The organism is Mycobacterium sp. 2YAF39 (assembly GCF_052114565.1).
Lineage (GTDB): Bacteria > Actinomycetota > Actinomycetes > Mycobacteriales > Mycobacteriaceae > Mycobacterium.
This window is the reverse complement of record NZ_JBFREZ010000003.1, coordinates 324,042-345,550: the sequence shown is the minus strand read 5'-3', so window position 1 is coordinate 345,550 and position 21,509 is coordinate 324,042. Positions and strand designations below refer to the sequence as shown.

The 21,509-nt window shown below is 64.8% G+C and carries 24 protein-coding genes; 13 read left to right on the top strand and 11 right to left on the bottom strand.

Annotated features, from left to right (window positions below; genetic code table 11):
- Nucleotides 1-23: 23 nt before the first annotated feature.
- Nucleotides 24-497 carry a hypothetical protein gene (locus tag AB4Z42_RS11025; protein WP_442009194.1) on the top strand — a complete coding sequence of 158 codons (474 nt, stop codon included), beginning with the start codon at nucleotides 24-26 and terminating at the stop codon, nucleotides 495-497.
- Between the two features lie 36 nt (nucleotides 498-533).
- On the opposite strand, the gene AB4Z42_RS11020 is transcribed toward AB4Z42_RS11025, so the two are convergent.
- From AB4Z42_RS11020 to AB4Z42_RS11005, 4 genes are all read right to left on the bottom strand, one after another.
- Nucleotides 534-1,442 (bottom strand): alpha/beta fold hydrolase, encoded by a 909-nt coding sequence (locus AB4Z42_RS11020; RefSeq protein ID WP_442009193.1) that lies wholly within the window; start codon nucleotides 1,440-1,442, stop codon nucleotides 534-536.
- Entirely contained in the window at nucleotides 1,439-1,831 is a 393-nt protein-coding gene (locus AB4Z42_RS11015; protein WP_442009564.1) for a Rieske (2Fe-2S) protein, read from the bottom strand. The genes AB4Z42_RS11020 and AB4Z42_RS11015 overlap by 4 nt, the downstream gene beginning before the upstream one ends.
- Nucleotides 1,832-1,892: 61 nt before the next feature.
- Nucleotides 1,893-3,035 (bottom strand): amidohydrolase family protein, encoded by a 1,143-nt coding sequence (locus tag AB4Z42_RS11010; RefSeq protein WP_442009192.1) that lies wholly within the window; start codon nucleotides 3,033-3,035, stop codon nucleotides 1,893-1,895.
- Between the two features lie 39 nt (nucleotides 3,036-3,074).
- Nucleotides 3,075-4,172 carry an amidohydrolase family protein gene (locus AB4Z42_RS11005; protein ID WP_442009563.1) on the bottom strand — a complete coding sequence of 366 codons (1,098 nt, stop codon included), beginning with the start codon at nucleotides 4,170-4,172 and terminating at the stop codon, nucleotides 3,075-3,077.
- Nucleotides 4,173-4,448: 276 nt separating this feature from the next.
- On the opposite strand from AB4Z42_RS11005, the gene AB4Z42_RS11000 reads away from it, so the two are divergent.
- Genes AB4Z42_RS11000 through AB4Z42_RS10960 form a run of 9 tightly spaced genes read left to right on the top strand, consistent with a single transcriptional unit; the run spans nucleotide 4,449 to nucleotide 13,803 of the window.
- The gene (locus AB4Z42_RS11000; RefSeq protein WP_442009191.1) at nucleotides 4,449-5,441 is read left to right on the top strand and encodes an acyl-CoA dehydrogenase family protein; all 993 of its coding nucleotides are present in this window, start codon (nucleotides 4,449-4,451) and stop codon (nucleotides 5,439-5,441) included.
- 2 nt (nucleotides 5,442-5,443) lie between these two features.
- On the top strand, nucleotides 5,444-6,631 hold the full coding sequence (locus AB4Z42_RS10995) for an acyl-CoA dehydrogenase family protein (RefSeq protein WP_442009190.1): 1,188 nt from the start codon (nucleotides 5,444-5,446) through the stop codon (nucleotides 6,629-6,631).
- 4 nt (nucleotides 6,632-6,635) lie between these two features.
- The gene (locus tag AB4Z42_RS10990; protein ID WP_442009189.1) at nucleotides 6,636-7,406 is read left to right on the top strand and encodes an enoyl-CoA hydratase/isomerase family protein; all 771 of its coding nucleotides are present in this window, start codon (nucleotides 6,636-6,638) and stop codon (nucleotides 7,404-7,406) included.
- Nucleotides 7,407-7,434: 28 nt separating this feature from the next.
- A complete protein-coding gene (locus tag AB4Z42_RS10985; protein ID WP_442009188.1) occupies nucleotides 7,435-8,733 on the top strand; it encodes an acyl-CoA dehydrogenase family protein in 1,299 nt (432 codons plus the stop codon).
- Nucleotides 8,734-8,742: 9 nt separating this feature from the next.
- Nucleotides 8,743-9,519, top strand: a complete 777-nt coding sequence (locus AB4Z42_RS10980) for an SDR family NAD(P)-dependent oxidoreductase (RefSeq protein ID WP_442009187.1) — start codon at nucleotides 8,743-8,745, stop codon at nucleotides 9,517-9,519.
- The gene (locus AB4Z42_RS10975; protein ID WP_442009186.1) at nucleotides 9,516-10,643 is read left to right on the top strand and encodes an LLM class flavin-dependent oxidoreductase; all 1,128 of its coding nucleotides are present in this window, start codon (nucleotides 9,516-9,518) and stop codon (nucleotides 10,641-10,643) included. The genes AB4Z42_RS10980 and AB4Z42_RS10975 overlap by 4 nt, the downstream gene beginning before the upstream one ends.
- Before the next feature lie 23 nt (nucleotides 10,644-10,666).
- Nucleotides 10,667-11,815, top strand: coding sequence for a sulfotransferase family protein (locus AB4Z42_RS10970; protein ID WP_442009562.1), 1,149 nt, complete (start codon nucleotides 10,667-10,669; stop codon nucleotides 11,813-11,815).
- 4 nt (nucleotides 11,816-11,819) lie between these two features.
- Nucleotides 11,820-12,584 (top strand): sugar phosphate isomerase/epimerase family protein, encoded by a 765-nt coding sequence (locus AB4Z42_RS10965; RefSeq protein ID WP_442009185.1) that lies wholly within the window; start codon nucleotides 11,820-11,822, stop codon nucleotides 12,582-12,584.
- A gap of 10 nt (nucleotides 12,585-12,594) precedes the next feature.
- Nucleotides 12,595-13,803, top strand: a complete 1,209-nt coding sequence (locus tag AB4Z42_RS10960; protein WP_442009184.1) for a DUF1214 domain-containing protein — start codon at nucleotides 12,595-12,597, stop codon at nucleotides 13,801-13,803.
- Nucleotides 13,804-13,815: 12 nt separating this feature from the next.
- On the opposite strand, the gene AB4Z42_RS10955 is transcribed toward AB4Z42_RS10960, so the two are convergent.
- Nucleotides 13,816-14,403: a sensor domain-containing protein gene (locus AB4Z42_RS10955; protein ID WP_442009183.1), complete on the bottom strand. Its 588-nt coding sequence runs from the start codon at nucleotides 14,401-14,403 to the stop codon at nucleotides 13,816-13,818.
- A gap of 97 nt (nucleotides 14,404-14,500) precedes the next feature.
- Nucleotides 14,501-15,031 carry a hypothetical protein gene (locus AB4Z42_RS10950; protein ID WP_442009182.1) on the bottom strand — a complete coding sequence of 177 codons (531 nt, stop codon included), beginning with the start codon at nucleotides 15,029-15,031 and terminating at the stop codon, nucleotides 14,501-14,503.
- 400 nt (nucleotides 15,032-15,431) lie between these two features.
- Here AB4Z42_RS10950 and AB4Z42_RS10945 point away from each other — a divergent pair, with 400 nt between their 5' ends.
- The 3 genes from AB4Z42_RS10945 to AB4Z42_RS10935 are packed head-to-tail and all read left to right on the top strand — an operon-like array spanning nucleotide 15,432 to nucleotide 17,514.
- On the top strand, nucleotides 15,432-16,115 hold the full coding sequence (locus AB4Z42_RS10945) for an MspA family porin (RefSeq protein WP_442009181.1): 684 nt from the start codon (nucleotides 15,432-15,434) through the stop codon (nucleotides 16,113-16,115).
- Between the two features lie 29 nt (nucleotides 16,116-16,144).
- A complete protein-coding gene (locus AB4Z42_RS10940) occupies nucleotides 16,145-16,843 on the top strand; it encodes an MspA family porin (RefSeq protein WP_442009180.1) in 699 nt (232 codons plus the stop codon).
- Nucleotides 16,843-17,514, top strand: coding sequence for a hypothetical protein (locus tag AB4Z42_RS10935; RefSeq protein WP_442009179.1), 672 nt, complete (start codon nucleotides 16,843-16,845; stop codon nucleotides 17,512-17,514). The genes AB4Z42_RS10940 and AB4Z42_RS10935 overlap by 1 nt, the downstream gene beginning before the upstream one ends.
- 46 nt (nucleotides 17,515-17,560) lie before the next feature.
- Here the strand turns inward: AB4Z42_RS10935 and AB4Z42_RS10930 are convergent, their stop codons facing one another.
- From AB4Z42_RS10930 to AB4Z42_RS10910, 5 genes are all read right to left on the bottom strand, one after another.
- The gene (locus AB4Z42_RS10930; RefSeq protein WP_442009178.1) at nucleotides 17,561-18,001 is read right to left on the bottom strand and encodes a hypothetical protein; all 441 of its coding nucleotides are present in this window, start codon (nucleotides 17,999-18,001) and stop codon (nucleotides 17,561-17,563) included.
- A 64-nt stretch (nucleotides 18,002-18,065) separates the two neighbouring features.
- Nucleotides 18,066-19,433: a cytochrome P450 gene (locus tag AB4Z42_RS10925; protein WP_442009177.1), complete on the bottom strand. Its 1,368-nt coding sequence runs from the start codon at nucleotides 19,431-19,433 to the stop codon at nucleotides 18,066-18,068.
- Nucleotides 19,434-19,486: 53 nt separating this feature from the next.
- Nucleotides 19,487-19,681, bottom strand: a complete 195-nt coding sequence (locus AB4Z42_RS10920; RefSeq protein ID WP_442009176.1) for a ferredoxin — start codon at nucleotides 19,679-19,681, stop codon at nucleotides 19,487-19,489.
- Nucleotides 19,682-19,702: 21 nt separating this feature from the next.
- A complete protein-coding gene (locus tag AB4Z42_RS10915; RefSeq protein ID WP_442009175.1) occupies nucleotides 19,703-20,563 on the bottom strand; it encodes a mycofactocin-coupled SDR family oxidoreductase in 861 nt (286 codons plus the stop codon).
- A gap of 29 nt (nucleotides 20,564-20,592) precedes the next feature.
- Nucleotides 20,593-21,291: an SDR family NAD(P)-dependent oxidoreductase gene (locus AB4Z42_RS10910; RefSeq protein WP_442009174.1), complete on the bottom strand. Its 699-nt coding sequence runs from the start codon at nucleotides 21,289-21,291 to the stop codon at nucleotides 20,593-20,595.
- Between the last annotated feature and the right edge of the window lie 218 nt (nucleotides 21,292-21,509).

Sequence of the window (21,509 nt, the reverse complement as noted above, 5' to 3'; positions counted from 1 at the left end):
TGGCTCTGGATAGGCTGACGGGCATGAGGACTGCAGTGGTGCGCGTTGCCGTCGATACCGCCGGCGAGCTCGCGCCCGCGCAGTTGACCGACGGCATGGCGCGCCTGCGCGAGTCGGCCGGTGCCTCGGGTGTCGAGGTCGTCGAGAACAACCTCGCTGCCCTCCCGCCGCAGCGGCGCGAGGTGGAGTTGCTGATCGCGGGGGACGATACCGCTGAACTCGAGCGGCTCGCGGTCGGCCTGTGCGCCAACGCGTTCGGCACCACGCCGGTGCCCGGTGTGCTGACTTTCATAAGCCGCGGAACCGACGACGACGCGCACGGCGTTCTGGCGGGTTTGGGGCTGTCCGGCGATATCGAACGTGTCCCCGGTGACGACGGCTGGGATGTGGTGCACGTGACGCTGCGCAAGTCCGATCTCGAGCGCGTTCCCGAGAGCCGTGTCCACACCGCGCTCGAGGCGTCACTCAACTGCGAAGTGCACATCCGCACCGTGTAGCTCATCAGTGCCATCTCTTCTTCGCGCAAGCGCTCATCAGTTATCCAGGAAGTCCAGGATCGCCGGCGCCGCCTGCACCCACGTATCGAACAAGCAGAACGTCTTTCCGCCGCTGGCGGCGAATTTCTCACCCGCACGCTCCCAGGCGTCCTCCGGCCACGGCGGGTCGATCAGCTTGGAGCCCTTGATGAGACAGCTCACTTCCAGTGACGTGCGCTTGGGGTGGTCCCAGTCGTTCTCGCCGCCCCTGATGATCAACGTCGGAACGGTGATGTTGTCGAACATCTCGTCCTCGACACCGGGGATGGTCTGGCCCGGTTTGGGCACAAACGCATTGAGCCAACGTCGCATCAGCTTCAGGAACTCGTCGACGTCCAGCGCACGGAACCGTGCCTCGTTGTCGGGATTCTCGGCGACGCGCTCTTTCCACTCGGGGACGTGCAGCAGGCCAGCGACACCCATGCCTTTGGCCGCCAGGATGCTCGGCACCACGTAGTGCCCGCCGAGCACGAATGAGCCGTAGACCCCGCCGACGATGTTCCACACCACCAGCTTTCGCACGATTTCCGGGTAGAGCATCGTGGTCAGCATGGAGTCGCGCGCCCCGCCGGAGCCGCCTGCGATGACGCACGGCCCGATGTCGAGTCCGGTGATCAGCGCGTGCAGAGTCTCGGCGCGCATATGGGATTCGCTCTTGCCGTAGAACTGCACATCCGACTTGCCGCAGTTCGGCCGGTCCCACAGCAGCACGCGGTAGCCGCCGTCAGCCAACGCCTGCGCCAGCGGCCGCAGCCCCGGGATGTCCTTGCTGAATCGGCCACCCGGCGTCAGTGCGATGAATTCGCCCTCTTCGCCGAGGATTTCGTAGACGACGCGGCCACCTTTGTACTCGAAGGCCTTCTCGCCCTGTTTGAGCTCGAGGCCGGAGGAATCTGTTGACGTCATGCCTGCACCATCACATCGTTGCCGACGACCCGCACCGGGTAGGTGCGGATGCTCCACTCGGGTTTGACCGCGGTGGTCCCTGTGGCCAGTTCGAAACCCCATTGGTGCCAAGGGCAGTAGATGTATTCGAGGTCGCGCACCATCACCGCGTCACCCGGCACGTCGTCGTCGACGATCGTGCGGCCACGCGGGCGGCCCGAACACAGCGGACCACCCTCGTGCGGGCAGTAGTTCGCAATGGCGTAGAACGTACCGTTCACGTTGTAGACGCCGACGCCGTGACGTCCGATGGGTACGAGCTTGTGTGTGCCCGGTGGGATCTCGTCGACCGTAGCGACGATGTGCTCACGCCCCTGGGCTAGCCGGGGCGGTTTGGTCTCTGGGGTTATTTCTCTGCTCGTCGCCTGCCCTGCGGGCGTGGGCCCACCGCTCGTGCTCTCCGTGCTCAATTCAGAACACCCGCACCTGGCCCTCGAGGGCCGGAACAGTCTCTGGCAGGTGATACGTCGCGATGCCGTTCTTGAACATCACCGCTTCGCGGGCGTGTTCGGGCAGATGCTTGACCAGCCAGCGGGGGTCGTCGAACGTCCAGTGCGGGTAGTCGCTGCTGAACAGCAGGATCTTCTCGCATTCCATCCACTCGAAAGCACGGCTCAACTCCGTCTTGTCCTCGGGGTAGTCAAGCGGTTGAGTGGTGAACTTGATGTGGTCCTTGACGTATTCCGAGGGCTTGCGCTTGATGTCGAGCCATGACTTGCGAGCCTCGTAGATGGCGTCCATGCGCCACATCAGCGGCAGGATCCACGTGAATGCGTGCTCCACCAACACGATTCGCAGCGTCGGGAAGCGGTCGAAGAGACCGTCGAAGATCATGCTCATGACCTGATTCGCCGCCAGCAGCGAGTACGTGACCATGAAATCGTGGTTGTAGCTGGGGAACCCGACCGGCGGGATCGGCAGTTCCTCGTGATGGCTGCGCGACAGGTGGCAACTCACGGTGATGTCGTTGCGGGTGGCGGCTTCCCAGATCGGGTTGTACTTCGGATCACCCCACGGCGGGCGAGGCTCGGCCTTGATCAGGATCTGTCCCATGTAGGGATGTCCGGCCCATTTGTCGATCTCGCGAGCGGAGTCCTCGGGGGTTTCGATCGCCGCGCAGATCGAACCCCTCCAGCGCTCATGCCAGTTGTTGTGGCTGTCGAGCCAGTGGTTGGCCTGCCAGTCGTTCAGCGCGCAGCTCATCGCGTGGTTCACCTCGGGGAAGCGCGCCGGGTAGGCCGCGGGCTCGAGGATGGCGATGTCGGCACCGGCCTCCATGATCAGCTGCTTGAAGGCCAGGTCGGGGTCACTGCCCGCGAAGTTGCCGTCGGAGGGGAAGGTGTCCAGCCGCATCGCGTAGGCGTGGGCGTAGTCCGGCGCGTCGTAGTAGATCTGGTCACCGATCCGGCGCGTCAGGAAGTACTTGCTGCGCCACGGCTCGGGGATGTATTGCGTCAGCTCGCCTGCCTTCGGCGTGGGATGCACGTCGGAGTCGACGCAGCGGACGGCGACCCGCTCAGCCGCGGGCTTCCGCTCTGTCACTGTGACCGTCATGGTGGCTCCCTTGCTCGTAACCGGTTACGAAGTCATCTCTTACTGTGCGCTGACGCCGGCCCCGACGTCTATGCCGTACAGCTCGGCCGCGTTTTGCCAGCAGAGCTTGTCGCGCTGTTCTGCCGAATATGCGGCGGGCAGCGAAAGTTCGTTGTGCTGCCAGTGCGGATAGCTGGACCCGTACATCACCATGTCGTTCTTGCCGGTGAAGTCGAGCCATTCGCCTGCGAATTCGACGTCGCCGGGCCCGTCCATGGCGCCCTGGATGAAATAGGTGTGGCCGGGCAGGTAGTCACTGGGCATCTTGGGCGCCCACGGCGTCTGCTCCAGGTGGGGACGGCCGAAGCAGTCCATCCGCCACATGAACGGCGTCAGCATGTCACCGGCGCCGTCCGCCCACACGAACTTCAGCGTCGGCATCTTCTCGAATACGCCTTCGACGATGAGGTTCATCAGGTGGTAGAGGAAATTGAGCGCCATGAAGCTGACGTAGTGCTCGTAGGTCCGCGTGACCCCGTTGGGCGTCGGCGCGAATGAGATACCCGCACCGACCTCGATATGCACCGCGACCGGCAGATTGGCCTCTACCGCGGCTTCCCACAGGGGCCAGAACTGGGGCTTGCCGTACAGCTCTCGCGACTGCAGCGGGATCCCGATCTGCACCACGCGCGGGTGGTCTTTGTACTTCGCGATCTCGCGCAGGGCACCCGTGATGTCGTCGGGATTGACCCGGATCGTGCCGCGGAACCGCTCGGCGTACGGGTTGTCCTCGAGCCAGCGAGTGACCATGAGCTCGTTGTGGGCGGCCGCGATCGCCGTGCCGAGATGGCGGTCGGGCATGGTGCCGCGGGTCATCGGGTGCAGGATCGCAACGTCAGCGACGCCCTCGTCGAACACGTGCTTGCCGACGATCTCGGGGTCCGACCCCGGGTACCGCCGGTCCGGCCCCTCTGCCTTCGGCAGGTATTCACCACCGGGTGCGCCGTACCAGTCCATCTCGTAGTCGGGGAAACCGCGGCTCTTGAACGGCTCGCGCATGAAGCTGCGCAGATCCTTGTTCGATTTACTGAAGATGTGCACGCTGGCGTCGATGACCGGGGTCTTGCCACCGGACTGGGTCCCGTCAGGGTTCGTGATCACGCAAAGCCTCCGAAGTCCGTCCGGACGGCCGCAATGCGCGAAGGGCTGAAGCATGCGCCGGCACCGGACATACAGCCATAGTAAAGCCTTGTTCTTCAAAGGCAAGAATTGTGTTCTCCAGCGGAACGCTTACTTCTTCGCAGGTCAGGGTGTGGGCTGGTCAGTCGCTTGGCGCTCTGACGGCGAAACGAGGTAGTCGGATCCAGAGAACGGTTACAGCATCTAAGGAGAATGTTATTCTCGTGCCAATCAAAGACCTTCCCGGGAGGCCCCGTGTTACTGGAGTTCGACGCCGATCAGCGGCTGTGGCAGGAGACCGTGCGTGACGCGGTGACCAAGGCCTGTCCGGCATCGCTGGTGCGCGGCGTGGCCGAGAACGGCGTCGACCCGGCGCCGCTGTGGAAGACCTACGTCGACGCGGGCTGGACGGAGCTTGTCGATCCGGAGAACGCCGTCGAATTGGCCATCGTGGCCGAAGAGCTGGGCCGCGCCACCGACCCGACCCCGTTCCTGGCGACACTGACCCAGTTCGCCCCCCTGGCCGGCGACCGGTTCGACCCGCAGGTTTCCGGCACGGCCGTCTACAGCGGGGTCACCGCTCACCGCGACGCCGACGGCTGGGTGCTCAACGGAACGGCGCATCACGTCCTCGACGGCGATCGCGCCGAGAAGCTCGCCGTCGTCACCGAGGCGGGTGTCTTCGTCGTCGATGCCGATGCGGCCGTCGCCCGGCGAAGCAACGTCTTCGATCCGGTGCTGCACATTGCGGAGGTCACCTTCGCCGGGACGCACGTCCCCGATACCGATCGCGTCCATGTCGACACCGAACGGGCCCGGCACGTGGCGCTCACCGGTATGGCGGTCAGCACGGTCGGCGCGTGCCAGCGCATCCTCGATCTGGTCCTCGAGCACGTCAAGCAGCGCCAGCAGTTCGGGGTGGCGATCGGAACGTTCCAGGCCGTCCAGCACAAGGCCGTCGACATGCACGTCGCGACCGAGCGCGCGCGTGCGCTGTCCTACTTCGCCGCGCTGACGATCGCGGCCGACGATCCGCGCAGGCGGCTCGCGGCGGCGATGGCCAAGGCGTCGGCAGGGGAGGCGCAGGCGGTGGTCTTCCGGCACGGTCTGCAGCTGTTCGGCGCCATGGGATTCACGTGGGAAAACGACCTGCAGTTCGCGCTGAAGCGCGCGAAGGCGGGCGAACTGCTGCTGGGCGGTGCGGCTGAACATCGCGCGGTGATCGCCGCGGAATACAGGAGCTCGTAGATATGCAACTCACTTTCGACTCCGACGTCGAGGAATTCCGCGCCGAGTTCGCCGCGTTCCTCGACGAGCATCTGCCGTCGGACACGGTCACCCAAGAGCGGCCGCGTTCGGTATCGCACATGCCGCAGTGGGCGCGCGATTGGCAGCGACTGCTTTTCGACAACGGCTGGCTGCTGCCGGCACAGCCACCGGAGTTCGGTGGCCGCAATGCCACTGTCCTGCAATCGTTCGTGCACCTTGACGAGTTGTGCCGGCGACGGATCTACCACAGTTTCAACCCGCAAGGCGTCAACATCATTGCGGCGTCGCTGATTTCGTTCGGTTCGGACGAGCAGAAGCATCGGTGGGCCGTGCCGGTGCTGCGAGGCGAGAAGACCGCCTCACTCGGGATGAGCGAGCCGAGCGCGGGATCCGACCTGGCGTCGCTGCGCACCCGCGCTGAGTTTTTTTCTGACGAAGACGAGCCCTACTTCGTGGTCAACGGTCAGAAGGTGTGGACGTCGGGCGCGCACGACGCCGACTTCCTGCTGACGTTCGTCCGCACGGATCCCGATGCGCCCAAACACAAGGGCATCAGCGTGCTGATCATCCCCACCGACACGCCCGGTGTGGTGTGCCGGCCCTTCGCCGATATGTGCGGCGAGGAGAACAAGGACTTCAACGAGGTGTTCTTCACGGACGCCAAGGTGCCCGCCGAGAACCTCGTCGGACCGCTGAACGGGGGCTGGGGCGTGGCCAACGGCTCCCTCGGTCACGAGCGAACCATGATGTGGCTCGGCTTCGCCGACCGCATCGACAACATGATCGCCGACTTCCAGCCGCGCACAGAGTTGGAGCGCGATCAGTACGCGACGACGATCATGGACTACCAGGCGCTGCGGGCGATGGGGTCGGCGGCGCTGGCCCGCGCCTCGCGCGGCGAGGCTGACACCGCGTCGGTGTCGGTGCTGAAGCTGTTCGGCTCCGAGGCCGAACGGCAGGCGTTCGAAAACGCGTTGACCTCGGCGGGCGCGGACGGGCTTACCCACCCGTCGACGACGGGCCCCTACGAGCACATGAACCTCGACCACTACTTCGTCAGTTGGTTCGAGCGGTACGCGCGCAGCTTCGGCGGCACCATCGCGGGCGGCACCTCGGAGATCCAGCGCAATATCATCGCGCAGCAGGTGCTCGGTCTGCCGCGGCGCTGAGACGTTGACCGAGACGCTGATCGTCGACCGGCCGCACGCCGGTGTCGTTGTACTGCAACTGAACCGGCCCAAGCAGCTCAACGCGATCAATGAGGCGATGCGCGACGAGCTGATCGAGACACTCGCCGCCCTCGGTGCGGACACGTCGGTCAATGCCGTCGTGATCACCGGAACGGGCCGCGGGTTCTGCTCCGGTATCGACGTGCGCAACTTCTCGTCGCGCACACTCGAGGCGTCCGATCCCGCGATCGACCGGTTGCGATTCCAGGAGGCGATGGCCGCACTGCCGCAGGCGATCCGGAACCTGCCGCAGCCCGTTGTGGCCGCGGTGAACGGCCCCTGTGTTGGGGCGGGATTCGCGTTGTGCCTGGCTTCCGATATCCGAATCTGTTCGACGTCCGCTACATTCGGCAACGGCGCGATTCTCTTGGGGCTTTCCGGAGCCGAGATGGGCATGAGTTACCACCTGCCCCGTATCGTGGGAACGAGTGTGGCCGCCGACTGGATGATGACCGGTCGGACGGTGCCTGCGTCCGAGGCCGATCGCCGCGGCCTCGTCAGTCAACTGGTCGAGCCGGAACAGTTGATGCGCAGCGCTCTCGAACTCGCCGGTTCCATCGCCGAGCTACCGCCGTTCGGCACGCAGTTGACCAAACGTGCGCTGCAGGTGAACACCGACGCGACGGGGCTCGGCGCCGCGCTGGAGCTGGAGAACCGGAACCAGGTGCTGAGCCACGCGACCGACGAGGCGGAGGCGCGGCGGCGGCCGAAGTGATCACCAAACCAAAGGACGGTAATCGATAGTGGCGTGGGACTTCTCGGCCGATCCCGAATGGGCGGAGCAATTGGCATGGGTCGAACAGTTCGTGCGCGACGAATGCGAACCCGTCGACTACATCGTCAAGGAGTCGCACGACCTCAACGACCCCGTACGCCAGGCACTGATCCCACCGCTTCAGGAGATCGTCAAGGAGCGGGGGCTGTGGGCGACCCACCTCGGCCCCCATCTCGGCGGGCCCGGTTTCGGACAGGTGAAGCTCGCTCTGCTCAACGAGATCCTCGGCCGTTCGGAATGTGCGCCCATAGTCTTCGGATCTCAGGCGCCGGACTCCGGCAACAGTGAGATTCTCGCCCACTACGGCACGCCAGAACTCAAGGAACGCTACCTGGAACCGTTGCTGGACAACCGGATCGTGTCATGCTTCTCGATGACCGAGCCCCAGGGTGGCGCGGATCCGAAGGTCTTCACCACCGCAGCGATCCAGGACGGCGATCATTGGGTCATCAACGGCGAGAAGTGGTACTCCTCCTTCGCGTCGATGGCGTCATTCATCATCGTGATGGCGATGACCGATCCCGATGCACCTCCCTACCAGCGCTATTCGATGTTCGTCGTGCCCGGCGACACGCCTGGCATCAACGTCCTGCGTGACGTCGGACTCGGTTACCAACCGCTCGGCGGCGGGGGACGTGAAGGCTACGTGCGGTACGAAAACGTCCGGGTGCCCGCCGATCACATGCTCGGTCCGCGCGGCGGCGCGTTCGTGGTGGCGCAGACCCGCCTGGGCGGAGGTCGCATCCACCACGCCATGCGCACGGTGGGTCTGGTGCGCCGCATCTACGACATGCTGACCGAGCGGGCCGTCTCGCGGTACACGCAGGGGGAGCTGCTGGCCAACAAGCAGATGGTGCAGGAGATGATCGCCGACTCCTGGATGGAGATCGAAGCCTATCGGCTGCTGACCCTCCAAACCGCTTGGAAGATCGACAAGTACAACGACTACAAGGCGGTTCGTGGCGACATCTCGGCGGTGAAGGCGATGATGCAGAAAGTGCTGCACGACGTCTCCGCGCGTGCCCTGCAATTGCACGGATCGCTGGGGACCTCGCACGAGATGCCGTTCGTGCAGTACATGACGGAGTCGTTTGTGCTCGGGCTCGCTGACGGGCCGACCGAGGTGCACAAGGTGACGTTGGCGCGCCTGCTGCTGAAGGACGTCAAGCCCGCGCCGGACGCGTTCCCCTCCGAACATCTGCTGCGGCTGCGGGACGCCGCCGAGGCCAAGTTCGCCGACAAACTCGCAGGCATTCCTCGCAGCTAGGAGGTCCACATGACGTGTGACGGCAAGGTCGCCCTGGTGACGGGTACCAGTCGCGGATTGGGCAAGGCCATTGCGCTGCGCCTTGCCGCGGAGGGGGCAACGGTCGCCCTGACGGCGCGAACCGCCGAACCCGATCCAAAATATCAAGGCTCGCTTCATGAGACCCTCGCGGAGATCGAGCAAGCGGGTGGGTCGGCGATCGCCGTACCGGCCGACCTCTCCAAAGCCGAAGACCGTGACCGCCTCTTTGCCGAGGTGGTCGAGAAGATCGGTGCCCCCGACATTCTCGTCAACAATGCGGCCGTCACGTTCCTCCGTCCGCTCGACGAATTCCCCGACCGTCGCGTGCGCCTGATGATGGAAATGCACGTGATGGCGCCGTTGCACCTCACCCAACTGGCCATCCCCGCCATGCGCGAGCGCCGGCGCGGATGGGTGCTGAACGTGACATCGGTCGGCGGCGATCTGCCCGACGGGCCGCCCTTCTCCGAATTCGACCGTGAAGCAGGCTTCGGCATCTACGGAACGGCGAAAGCCGCACTGAATCGGCTGACGAAAAGCCTTGCGGCCGAGCTCTACGACGACGGAATCGCGGTCAACGCCGCGGCGCCGTCCAACCCCGTCGCCACTGAGGGCGCGGGCGCACTCGACCTGGCCAAGACCGACACCGAGGACATCGCGCTGATCACCCAGACCGCCTTCGCACTGTGTACGGGGGACCCCAAGACGTTGACCGGCCGCATCGCGCATACACAGCCGTTCCTCCGTGAGATCGGCTGGCTGTGAAGGTTCAGCCTGCTGCATATCTGCGGACCACGCTTCCGCTGGACCTGTCCCAGCTGGATGTACTGGACAGCGGGCGCTACCACTCGATCTGGCTGCCCGACCACATGGTCAGCTTCTGGCCCGACTCCATCTGGAGCCCTGAATTCACCGATCTGGCTACAGTTTCGGCGTCTCCACACCGCCATCTGGACGCCATGGCGGTCGCCGCCGCGGCGGCCGTGCTGACCGAGAACGTACCGCTGGTGACCAGTGTGATCGACACGGTACGACGGCATCCGGCGTTGCTTGCGCAGAGCGCGCTGACCATCGACCATCTCGCCAAGGGCCGCTTCGTTCTCGGCCTAGGCAGCGGGGAGACCGAGAACACCGTGCCCTACGGGTTCGACTTCACAAGACCGGTGAGCCGGTTCGAGGAGGCGCTGGCTGTCATCCGGCTGCTCTGGGACAGCGACGGCCCTGTCGATTTCGACGGGCAGTTTTACCACCTGCACCACGCCCGACTCGACACCGAGCCATATCAGGGTGTGACTCCCCGGATCTGGATAGGAGCGAGCGGGCCGCGCACGCTCGAGATCGTCGGGCGCTACGCCGACGGATGGTGGCCTACCGGCGCGTGGAACCCCGACGACTACGCTCAGAAACTCGCCACCGTGCGAGCGTCGGCGGAGCGGGCCGGGCGCGATCCCATGGCCATCACGCCCTGCTACATCCAGGTGTGCCTGATCGGCCGCGATGATGCGTCACTCGCCGACATCCTGGAGGCGCCGCTGGTCAAAGCGTTCCTCCTGCAGGTGTCTGCCGAATTGCTTGCGGGCCTTGGTTACGACCACCCGATGGGGGAGAACTGGCGTGGCTACCAGGACATCGACCCAGCGACGCTGACCCGCGAGCGCATCGTCGAGTTCCTCGACCGCGTGGACCCCGAATCGATCCTCGCCGTCGTCCCGCACGGCACGCCCAAACAGGTCGCGCACGTCATCAAGAACTATGTGGACGCCGGGCTGCGGGTGCCCAAGATCCTGGATTACGGCGGTATGGCAGGTCTTTCGTACTCCGCCGCGTCGGCCGACAACGTCAGGGAAGTGGAGGACGAGCTGATGCTCCTATGTGGGGACGTACGGTGAGCAGCGCGCTGAACGCGGCGGACATGCTCGGCCGGGCGCAGGCCGACACCGGCTTGGCGGACTACGGCGACACCACATTGCCCGAGCGATTCGCCACGGCCGTCGACCTTCTCAACGGCATCGGCATGGACGCCAGCGGCAGACGCGAGGCCGAGGGCGTATGTCACTGGCTGCTCACCTCGCGGCTGGAATTCTTCGCTGACCGCAATCGATACCCGATCGCCGACGAAGTGATCGACCGACCCATGTTCGTCACCGGTGAACCGCGCTCGGGAACCACGCTGATGCACGCCCTCATGTCGGTGGATCCTGATGCGCGGGCACTTCGATTCTGGGAGGTGATGTATCCCTCCCCGCCTCCCGGCGCCGCCCCGTCCAGTGACGACGACCCCCGCCGGGTCCGCGCCGATGCCGACTGGCGCGAGATCAACGCCAAGATGCCGAAGTGGCTGCACAGTCACCCCTACAACGACATGCTGGGCGACGGACTGCCCGAGGACGAGCGCACCTGGGCCTTCGACTTCCGCGTGATGACGCCGACCGCGTGGTGGCGGGTTCCCATGCAGACGGTGGTCGGGGGTCTGCCGACCGACGGCGCCGCGCAGTACCGCATCCACAAGGCGATGCTCCAGCAGTTCCAGTACGGGCGGCCGCGAAAGCAGTGGGTACTCAAGGGGTTCCATGGCTTTCGCCTGCGGGAGTTCTTCGAGGCGTATCCCGATGCAACCCTGATTTGGCTGCACCGCGATCCGGTACAGGTCGCCGCGTCGCGCACGATGATGATGGCCGACATCCTCGAGGGCATCGTGGGCCCCATCGACCTGCAGGCCGCGGCGAAGATGCATCTGGAATTGACCCGCCAGGGCGTCGCCAACACGATGACCAATCCGTTGGTCGACGATCCACGGATCCTGCACGTCCGCTACACCGACTTCATCGCCGATCAGGTGGGCACTGTTCGCCGCTACTACGACTTTCGCGGGCGCACGTTGAGCCCAGAGGCCGAGACGGCAATGCGTGCGTACCTGAAGAACAATGCCGGTGACCGCCACGGCAAGTTCCGCTATTCGACAGCACTTCTCACCGACATCGGCGAGGATCTCGACGCACTACACGAGGAATTCCAGCCGTTCCGTGAGAGATTCGGCGTCGCGGTCGAGAAAAGGAACTGACATCGTGCACGACCGGGTCTCGGTCCACAGCGTGACCTTCCTCGGCATGCCCCTCGCCGAGCAACAGTCCGTATGGAGCGAGCTCGGACTGACGAGGCTCAGCCTGATCGATTCCCAACTCGCCGAGCCCGGATTGGCGCAACTCATTGAGGGAGAGGGCTATTCGGTCGACACCGTCTACCACCTGTTCGAGTCCGGCGATCGCCTGTCCGACGTCATCGAGAACGCCGCAGCGGTCGGCGCCCGCGTCGTCTACATGCTGACCGGGGGCCGCGGTGAACTGAGCTGGGAACAGGCCGCCGAACGCTTCTGCGCGGAGATCGCCCCGTGCCTGCGCGACGCGCAGCATGCCGGTGTGTCGTTGGCGATCGAGAACGCCTCCGCCCTGTACGCCGACATCCATTTCGCCCACACACTGCGCGACGCAATCACACTCGCCGAGATGGCGGGTGTCGGTGTGTGTATCGACCTGTTCCACTGCTGGGCCGAGGCCGATCTCGCCGGCCTCGTCGAACGCGCGTTGCCGCGGACCGTCCAGATCCAGCTGAGCGACTACGCGCTCGGCGACCGGGCACTGCCCGCCCGCGCCGTCCCCGGAGACGGGGCGATCCCGATCGAGCCGTTCGTCCGGCACGCGCTCGCAGGCGGCTACACCCACGGTTTCGACCTGGAACTGCTCGGCCCGCGCATCGATGCCGAAGGCCGATTCGAGGCCGCGCGCCGCGGTTGTGAAACGGTATCGGCGATGCTGAACAGATTGGGCGCATAGGGGATAACCGATGGGACTTGGAGACGGCACGGATGATGCCGCACTGAATGCTGCCTGGGCGCAGTTCTGCGACCGCCTCAAGGCGGCGGGCGAACGAGTGTTCAAAGATCACAACGCCGCGTCGGGTCTGCAGCGCGCCGACGGCTTCCGGTTCCTCACCCAGAACCTCGGCCAGGCGTTCGATCTGGCGTTGGAAACCAAGGACACCCGCTACCCGGCGATCCACACCTTCTGCAATCCGACGCGCAAGCTCGGCGGCGACTGCGCCGACTTCCTGTATCAGCAGGCGTGGATCGACGGCGGATCGACGTACCGCATCGTCGGCGAGCGGGGGACTGCGCGGTTCTTCAACATCACCGTGCAAGGACCGCGATCCGACGGCCCCGGTGTTCTCCACGAACCGTTCGGAGATGTGCCCGAGGCGAATCTGTTCGGCGGGCAGCTCGTCACCGCGGCCGATGGCGCCTTCGAGATCTACGTCGGCGGGGATCGGCGGGACGCGAATTGGCTACCCACGACGGCGGGCTCGCGAAAGCTGTTCATCCGCCAGGGCTTCGACACCTGGGACGAGCGGCCGGCGCGAATGCGGATCGAGCGCGTCGACATGGACGCCCCCAAACCGTTACCCACCCCGTCGTCGATGATCGCCGCGATGGATTGGGCCGGCGGATTCGTCACCGGCCTGATGGACGACTGGCCGGAGTTCCCGTTTCGCTATGGCGGAGTGGATGCGGACAACCCCAACTGCTTTCCAGCGGCGCCGGCAACCGACTCCGATGCGAAACGCGGCCGTGCCGCGACGAACATGCACTGGGCGCTGCCTGCTGACGAGGCACTCATCGTCGAGTTCGATGCGCACGACGGCCTATGGATGTTCACGAACATGGGTGTGTTCTTCAACAGCATGGACTTCCTCTACCGCCCGGTGAGCTACACGCCGAGCCGCACCGCGGTGGACGGCGACGGCAAGGTGCGACTGGTCCTGGCCCACGACGATCCGGGATATCACAACTGGATCGACACCCAGGGCTTCGAACGGGGCAACCTCACTTATCGGCACATGATCGAGGGCGAGCCTGCCGAGCTGCACACCCGTGTGGTCAAGCGCGCCGATCTGGCCGAGGCGCTGCCGGCCGACACGGCAACCGTCACCGAGGCGGAGCGTATCGCGCAGATGTGGGCCCGCTTCAACGGAATTCGGCTGCGCTACGACGTGTGAGGAGTGCCGGCGTCATCTGGGCATCTTGGCTTCGATTGCGGTGGCGACGTCGGCAGCCCTCGTGAACGACTGGGCCTGCGGCCCGCACGCGACCACATCGATGATCACGTTCGCAGCGGCCTGGAGGACATGCTGACAGGACCGGGTGTCGGCGCCGCTGCCGCGGGAGTAGGGCATGGCGAGTCGGTCCTCTGTTCTGGTGAGATTGCCGCTCTTCCATGCGGGCAACCGCTGATTGTTCAGCTGGATGTTGACATTGTGGTTGGTGCACTGGGCCCAGCGGTCCGCCGAATCGTCGAGGAACAGGCGCGGTCCGTCGGTAATGCGGTAGGAGACCACGGACTGCACGACGAGGCTGTTCCATGGGTCGGTGTCGGGTGTACGAAGCATCTGCTGGCGGACCGACTTCCAGTGGCTGGGGTCGTAGATCGGAGCTTCGTCGACTTGCCAGACACCCAGGCAGTTCAAGTTGGGCAACAGGTTACGGTGATCACCCATCTGCGTGACTGGCGGATGTGTTCGCATGGTGCTGGTTCCCATGATTGCGTCGATGTCGGCGACATCGAGCAGTAAGCCACCGAGCTCATTGTCGGAGACCATTCGCGGTGGCGACGCATTGGGCGTTTCGGCGCAGCTGGTCAACCCGGCGGTGAGTGCGAGAGTCGCGACAGTCCAAGCTATTACATGCCGGTTCACGTCAGGCGTGGGTGCCGGCAGACGCGCAGGCTTCCTGCGCCCTGGTGGCTTGGTTGTTCATCTCGGTGACGGTACTGTTCATGCTATCGGCGGACATGTGCAGTCCCATCCTGACGAGAAGCTTGGTCGCACCGAGGGACCAGACGCGCATGGGCTGGCTGATGTCGGGCCCAAGGCCAGGAGTAGTTGCGGCATTCATTGCAAGAGCGGCTGATTCCCTCAAGGCGGTACGACCGAGCTCGTTGCTGCTCGACACGGCGGGGTCGGCGTAGTTCGTCCCTTCGAACGAGTCCTGGAAGTCTCCGTAGTACGAGGAGCTGCCCTCGAGTACCTTGGCGAACTGCGAACATGCCGCGACCGCCGCGGGGTCGGCGTTGTCAGACGTCGGTGCAGGTGCGACCTGCACGGGACCCGGCAATTGGGGGTCGACGGCAGAATCGTCAGCGGACGCCGCTGGGACGAAGCCCATACCGGCACCCATCGCGATCAACGCGGCCGCCAACGCTCGCTTGCAATGCTGGGATGTCTTCATTTTCCTCACCGGGTTGTCGGTTCGTGCTGGTTGCTGAGGGAACGACATCAGCTGATCCGCTTGGTCGCGCACAGCATCGTGCGGTGTCCAGCGAGCGGCATTGCCCCCTGGGTTGATGGTCGGGACTACGGTCGACGGTCCGCATGTCCGAAAGGGGAACCTGGCCGCAACGGTTGCCGTCCAATGGACACCCATTGCATGTCTTGAAACTGCGAAAAAGCTTGCGATTGAATGTGTTTCAGCTGAATGCCTAGGTGTTTGCGGCCAACGGCAACTGGATGCCTAAGCGGCGGGGACCGTTTCCTCGTCGTTCACCGTTTGGCTACATGACCATTAGAGGCTCCCCGCGACAGATCCGTTGGAGCCGTGCGGTTCCGAGCTGAGAGGCGTCAACCCAACCATGTTGAACCGTTTTGCCATGCTTGCAGCCGTGTGCATCGTCAGCCCCTTGGCGATCGCGCCTCTCGCACTGGCTGATCCGCCCCCGCCGCCGGACCCCGCCGCGCCGGTGAATGCCACCAATCCCTTGCCGCCGGGAGGAATGGTTCCGTCGGGTCCTCCAGGAACTCTCGACACCCCGGACGGTTGGCACCTCGAGGTCGTCGGTAGCAATGAGACGCAACTCCCCGTGGCACCGCTGACCACGGCGATCTCCTCGCGCGAATACCTGATTGCCGGCACGTTCACCGGCAAGATCACCGGCGGTGGGTCCACAAAGCTGTCGGGTGGCAGCCTGGAGGCCGGCGAGCAGATCGGCTGCGGAATCATCTCCGACGAAGTCGAAATCAACCCCATTGCCAGCTTCACGCCGGGCATCACCATCCCGTTCAACAACAATGCCACGGGCGCGTTCGGCGTGGCTCTCGAGGGCAAGGTGTACCTGAAGCCCGGCACGGTGACCACCGTCGCGATTGACAAGAAGAAGTTCAAGGGCACCGAGACGCGCATCACCATCACCGGCGTCCGCATCAAGACCGACCAATGCGCTGGGCAGTCGTTCATCCGCTCGTACGCGACGCTGACGAGTTCGACCGACAACACCGACGACGTGATCAGCTACCTCGGTGTGACCAAAGCCGTCTAATGCCAATCGAATCCAAGAGAAAGACAGAAATGCTGACTCGCGTCGCCGTCCTGGCAGCCAGCCTGGTGATCCCGTTCGCACTATCGCCGTTCGCGTCCGCTCAACCGCCCGCAGTCCCCGGCCCACCGCCACCCCCCGGAGTTCCCGGCGCACCCCCCGCAGGCCCGCCGCCGGACACCGGAGTGGTCGCCTCGTCGCCACCGGGGATAGTCACAACTCCGGACGGCTGGGTGCTTACGGTGCAGGGCGGGAACGAGTCTCAGCTGCCGGTGGCACCGCTGACCACCGCGACGTCATCACGCGAGTACCTCGTCGGCGGCACCTTCGGTGGCACGGTCACGGGTGACGGCTCCACCAGCTTGTCCGGCGGCATACTGGAAGTCGGATACCAGATCGGTTGCGGCATCGAACTCAACCAGGTCAGGCTCATCGGCCAGGCGGGTATCGGCACTTCCGGTTCCTCGCTGACCAACGTCATCCCGACCGGCGTCACCTTCCCGGTGTCGGGCAAGATCGAAATTCACCCCAAGCCGGGTACGGTCGCCACCGTCACCGTCGACAAGAAGGAATACAAGGTCGCACCGGTGCGCGTCACTCTCAAGGACATCCACGTCAAGGTTGACGGTTGCGTCGGCCAGTCGTTCCTGCGGTCGTACGCGACGCTGACAAGCGCGACGAACGACACCGACGACATCGTCGCGTATTACGGCGTGACCAAGTCGGTTTGATGTCCTTCGTGCCCCCAGCCCGCCAGACCATCGCGCTTGCGATGTTGGTGTCGGCGGGATTGATCACCATCGCAGCAGCGGTCGCGTCGACACCGACCGCTGCTGCGGATCCACCCCCGCCCGTACCCGCCCCGCTTCCACCCGGGCTCCCGCCACCGCCGCCGGGGCCGGCGGTGCCTATGGTCGGTGCCCCGTTGGGCCCCAACGGCCTTTCGGTCCTGGGGCAGACCGGCGCTGCGACGCAGCCCGGACACCTCGGCGCCCCTCAGGTCCCCGGACTCGATGTGTCGACCTTGCTGGGCCAGAGCGCCGCTCCGGCGGCTCCCGGCGCCGGTCCCGGCGCTCCGCCGAATCTCGATTTGTTCAACAACGGGTACGGGATTCAGCAGAACATCGAGCCCGCGGCTCCGGGTCAGGGCCAACAGTTCGATGTTGCTCCCGGCCAGGAGAACGCAAATGTCAGCCGGCGGGAGTGGCTCGGCCGGTACATCGACATGTACCGGGCGGGGATGCTCAAGGGCGGAATGCTCGGGCAGGCGCCGCAGGAACAACTCGGTCAGCCGATGCCTGGTACCGCCCCTCCACCGGGCACGAACATTCCGCCGGGCCTAGTTCAGTTCCTGCCACCCCCGCCAGGGGCGCCGGGCGCACCTTTGCCGCCGGCGGGTTGATTCGCCAAGCCAGAATCGTTCGCCGAGCGGGCTTTTCACCGGCCCGTCAGAGCCGCTGCAGTTTGAACGTCCAGAACTGCTTTCCGGGTGGGCCGTTGAAACAGCCGACGTCATAGGCCGAGTCGATGGTTCCCACGAGGGTGTTGTCGTCCCACACGTAGGTCTCATGCGTCGGAAGGTTGTACCCGGGGCAGCGCAGACCGTCGGGTACTTCGGTCTTCAGGGTCCACTGGCCGTTGACCAGATACGCATTTCCCGTGTAGTAGGCGTAGAACTTCAATCGAGGTACGGCGCTGATGTACCTGCAGTCCGTTGCGGGTACGGGGTTGCACCTGGCGACGAACCAGTACCACGATGCCCGGTCGTACCTGTTGGTCAGGAGGTCGTAATTGCCGAGCTGCCAGAAGGCCTGAGCGGGGGGCGCGACCAGCGTCGCGACCGCCATCAGGGCGGCCGCGAAGGCAGCCAGGACCTTGATGGGCTTCATCGTGTCCTCCCGATTCGTTTGCCGGTGCTCATCAAACCACCTCGCTGAAGGTCTTGGTCGGAGATCAGTCGATGACGACTGCGTCCTTGTGTTCGGTGATGGGTCTGGCCGGCTGCTGTTCGTCGCAGATCCGCTGGAGTTTCTCCAACGTCTTGTCCAGACCGGGGCCCAGTGGCTTGCTCGGCGTGAATGTCGCGGGCAGATGTTTCATGCCCTGGATGACGCCGATGGTCTCGTAGTGTTCGGTGCCCTCGGGGTCGCAGACGTAGTCGGGCATCCGGTCGAGCACCGCGGTCAACATCGACTTGAATACCGTCCTGGCGACATTGGAACCCACACACCGGTGTACACCGATGCCGAAGCTGAAGTGCCGGTTACCCTTCCGGTCCATGATCAGCTCGTTGGGCTTTTCGAAGACCGACGGGTCGCGGTTGGCCATCGCCCACGAGATCCAGAGGCGTTCGCCCTCTTTGAATTTCGTGCCCTCGATCTCGACATTGTCGGAGAAGGTGCGGCCGTCCCCCGGTGCAGGGGTATAGAAGCGCAGGAACTCCTCGGTGGCCGGGTTCAGCAGGGTGTCGCGTTCACGGCTGAGAAGCTCACGCTGGTCGGGATTCTCGGACAGCCACTCCAGTGCGTGCGCGGTGAGTGCGGTCGTGGTGTCGAAGCCGCCGCCGATGATCAACCCGAGATTGCCGAGGATCTCCATATCAGGGGCGGGCTCACCGTCGATGCGCAGCTGCAGCAGCGCGTTGATCAGGCCGGGCCGCGGATTCTCCCGAACTTCCATCATCGTCGTGATCATGTCGATGCCCATCTGCCTGTTCATCTCGGCGACGCGCGCGGCGTCGGGCGAGTGTTCGGGAGTGGACACCGACAGGTGCGCGGGCTCGCTGTAGACCGGCCATTTGGCGAGCGGAATGCCCATCATCGCCAGGGTGAGCACCGCTGGCACGATGTTGGCGAGGTCGTCGACGAAATCGATTCGGCCCGACTCGATCTTCTCGTCGAGCGCCGCCCGGGTGATCTCGTCGACGAAGGGCTGCCAGCGCCGGATCGCAGCGGGGGAGAGGTAGGGGTTCAGCGCGCCGCGGTACGTGCTGTGCTCGGGTTCGTCCATCTCGAGGATGCCGCCACGCACGACCGTGGCCCGCTGCGCCTTCGGGATCGTGATCCCCTGGTAGCCGCTGCGCTCCCCGTTGATGTCGTGATCGTTGGAAACCACTGGACAGCGCGCCAACTCGAACACGTGCTTACTGTCGGCGGCGACCCAATGGCCGTTGTAGACATCGGTCCACGCCATCGGGCACTTGGACTGCATCTCCTCGGTGATCTTCTCGAACTGCACCCGATACTCCGGGGTGTGCCGATCGAAGTGGTACCGATTTTTCTTCCGCTCGTTGTCGGCGGCGCTTATGTCGTCGACACTCAAGGCCTGTCTCCCTGCACTTTCGGTTGTGACGCCGGCACGGCCGGCGGGTGGGCTTACTCTTCGATCGAGATGGCCTGCTCCGGGCACGACTGCACTGCCTCGCGCACCGCGTCCTCCTGATCGGCCGGCACCACTTCGTTCACCGGCGAAGCGGTGCCGTCGATATCGCTGAGCTCAAAGGAATCCGGCGCGATCATCGAGCACAGCGTGTGGCCCTGGCAGCGTTCCGAGTCAACGAAAACCTTCACGGTGTCCTCCTGCCTTCCGGGTCAGTTGTGGTAGTCGTACCACTTGAGGTAGCCGCCTGCGTCGACCCGAACCTGCATTCCGGTGACGTAGCGCGCCTCGTCAGACGCCAGCCACAGCACCGCGTTGCTGATGTCGATCGGTTCGATCCACGGCACCTTCATGGCCTGCTGGACATAGAAGACGGGTTCGGCGTCCGCCAGTGTCGGCTTCTCGAGGTCGGGCCGGAACGATTTGAACATCGGCTCGCTCTGCAGCATGTCGGTGTTGCAGTTGGTCGGGTGGACCACGTTCGCGCGGATTCCCCGCGGCGCCAGCTCGGTGGCGAGGTCGTGGACATAGGCCGACAACGCCCGCTTGCTGTGTACGTAGGCCATACCGCCGGGGTCCCCGCCGGGATTGGGCTTGTTATGCGTGTCCATCAGCGCGGCGGTAGAACCCGTTGCCACGATCGCCCCGCCCTCCGTCAGGTGCGGAAGCGCGACGTTGATCGCGTTGAGCGTGCCGACGAGGTTGGTGTTGATGACGTCGACCCAGGCCTGCAGCGGCGGTTCGCCTTTCATACCGGCGATGCCTGCTTGCGCCACGACGATGTCGAGATGGCCGAACTGCGAGAGGCCCTCCTCGAGTGCGGCGCGCAGTTGCGAGGCCTCGCGCACATCGGCCTGCGCGGTGAAGATGCTGCGGCCGGTCTTCTCGACGAGAGTGGCGGTCTCCTCGAGGTCCTCGGGTGTCGCCATCGGGTAACCGATCGTCGCGATGTCCTGGCAGAGATCGACGGCGATGATGTCGGCGCCTTCCTCGGCCAGCCGGACCGCGTGACTCCGGCCCTGCCCGCGCGCTGCGCCGGTGACGAATGCGACCTTTCCCTGTACTCGTCCCACTGACGTGTCCTTTCGCTTCTGCTGGTTGTTTACGTGTTCCGGCCGCCGTTGACGCCCAAGATCTGTCCGGTGATGTAGCCGGCCTCCTCGGAGGCCAGGAATGCGCAGGCGGCCGCGATGTCTTCGGGTCTGCCGATGCGGCGCACCGGTGTGTTGTCGATGCTCTGCTGTACCGCGAGGTAGCCGCGTTCTTCGGACTTGCGCAACATCGGGGTGTCGATGAAGCCGGGCGGCACCGCGTTCACGGTGATGCCTGCCGGGCCGTACTCGAGGGCGAGCGATTTCGTCAGTCCGTTGACCGCCGACTTCGCCGCCACGTACGGGGACATGTATGGCTGGCCCGAATGCGTGCTCGATGACGAGATGTTGACGATGCGTCCCCAGCCGGCCTCGATCATGTCGGGAAGGATCGCTTGGACGCAGTGGAAGACGCCGTTGAGATTGACATCGACCACCCGCTGCCAGTCCTCGAAGGAGACATCGAGGAACCGCTTGAACTTCTCCAGCCCCGCGGCGTTCACCAGAACCGTCACCGGACCGAGCTTGGCGCGTATCGCGTTCAGCGCGGCGTCGACTTGGGCTCTGTCGGTGACGTCGGCGACATAGGAGTGCTCAGCATCGGAGGGATTGAGGTCCAGAATCGCGACAGTCATGCCGTCGGCACGCAAGCGGTGCGCGACCGCCTGCCCGATGCCGGAGCCACCTCCGGTCACGACAGCGTTCTTCAACCCCACACCTGCCGGTCATGCATCAAGAATCGTCCTTCCGATTATGAGAACCGTACTCTCGTGTGCTGCAATCCCGCAAGACAAGATGGAGGAGGGATTCCCACTGGTGAGACGTTTCGTTACCGATTGTCGCACCGGTAATTGCAGGCAACGGCAGTTCCGTTCATTTCCTTGAGTTCTCTTGTCACGAATGTATGATTCGCCGGTGATGAGAATGA

Coding starts and splice junctions, on each gene's coding strand:
- AB4Z42_RS10935 (WP_442009179.1), top strand. CDS start 16,843: ATGTCCTTCGTGCCCCCAGCCCGCCAGACCATCGCGCTTGCGATGTTG.
- AB4Z42_RS11010 (WP_442009192.1), bottom strand. CDS start 3,035: ATGACGGTCACAGTGACAGAGCGGAAGCCCGCGGCTGAGCGGGTCGCC.
- AB4Z42_RS10970 (WP_442009562.1), top strand. CDS start 10,667: ATGCTCGGCCGGGCGCAGGCCGACACCGGCTTGGCGGACTACGGCGAC.
- AB4Z42_RS10940 (WP_442009180.1), top strand. CDS start 16,145: ATGCTGACTCGCGTCGCCGTCCTGGCAGCCAGCCTGGTGATCCCGTTC.
- AB4Z42_RS10980 (WP_442009187.1), top strand. CDS start 8,743: ATGACGTGTGACGGCAAGGTCGCCCTGGTGACGGGTACCAGTCGCGGA.
- AB4Z42_RS10945 (WP_442009181.1), top strand. CDS start 15,432: ATGTTGAACCGTTTTGCCATGCTTGCAGCCGTGTGCATCGTCAGCCCC.
- AB4Z42_RS10930 (WP_442009178.1), bottom strand. CDS start 18,001: ATGAAGCCCATCAAGGTCCTGGCTGCCTTCGCGGCCGCCCTGATGGCG.
- AB4Z42_RS10995 (WP_442009190.1), top strand. CDS start 5,444: ATGCAACTCACTTTCGACTCCGACGTCGAGGAATTCCGCGCCGAGTTC.
- AB4Z42_RS11025 (WP_442009194.1), top strand. CDS start 24: ATGAGGACTGCAGTGGTGCGCGTTGCCGTCGATACCGCCGGCGAGCTC.
- AB4Z42_RS10950 (WP_442009182.1), bottom strand. CDS start 15,031: ATGAAGACATCCCAGCATTGCAAGCGAGCGTTGGCGGCCGCGTTGATC.
- AB4Z42_RS10955 (WP_442009183.1), bottom strand. CDS start 14,403: ATGGTCTCCGACAATGAGCTCGGTGGCTTACTGCTCGATGTCGCCGAC.
- AB4Z42_RS11020 (WP_442009193.1), bottom strand. CDS start 1,442: ATGACGTCAACAGATTCCTCCGGCCTCGAGCTCAAACAGGGCGAGAAG.
- AB4Z42_RS10960 (WP_442009184.1), top strand. CDS start 12,595: ATGGGACTTGGAGACGGCACGGATGATGCCGCACTGAATGCTGCCTGG.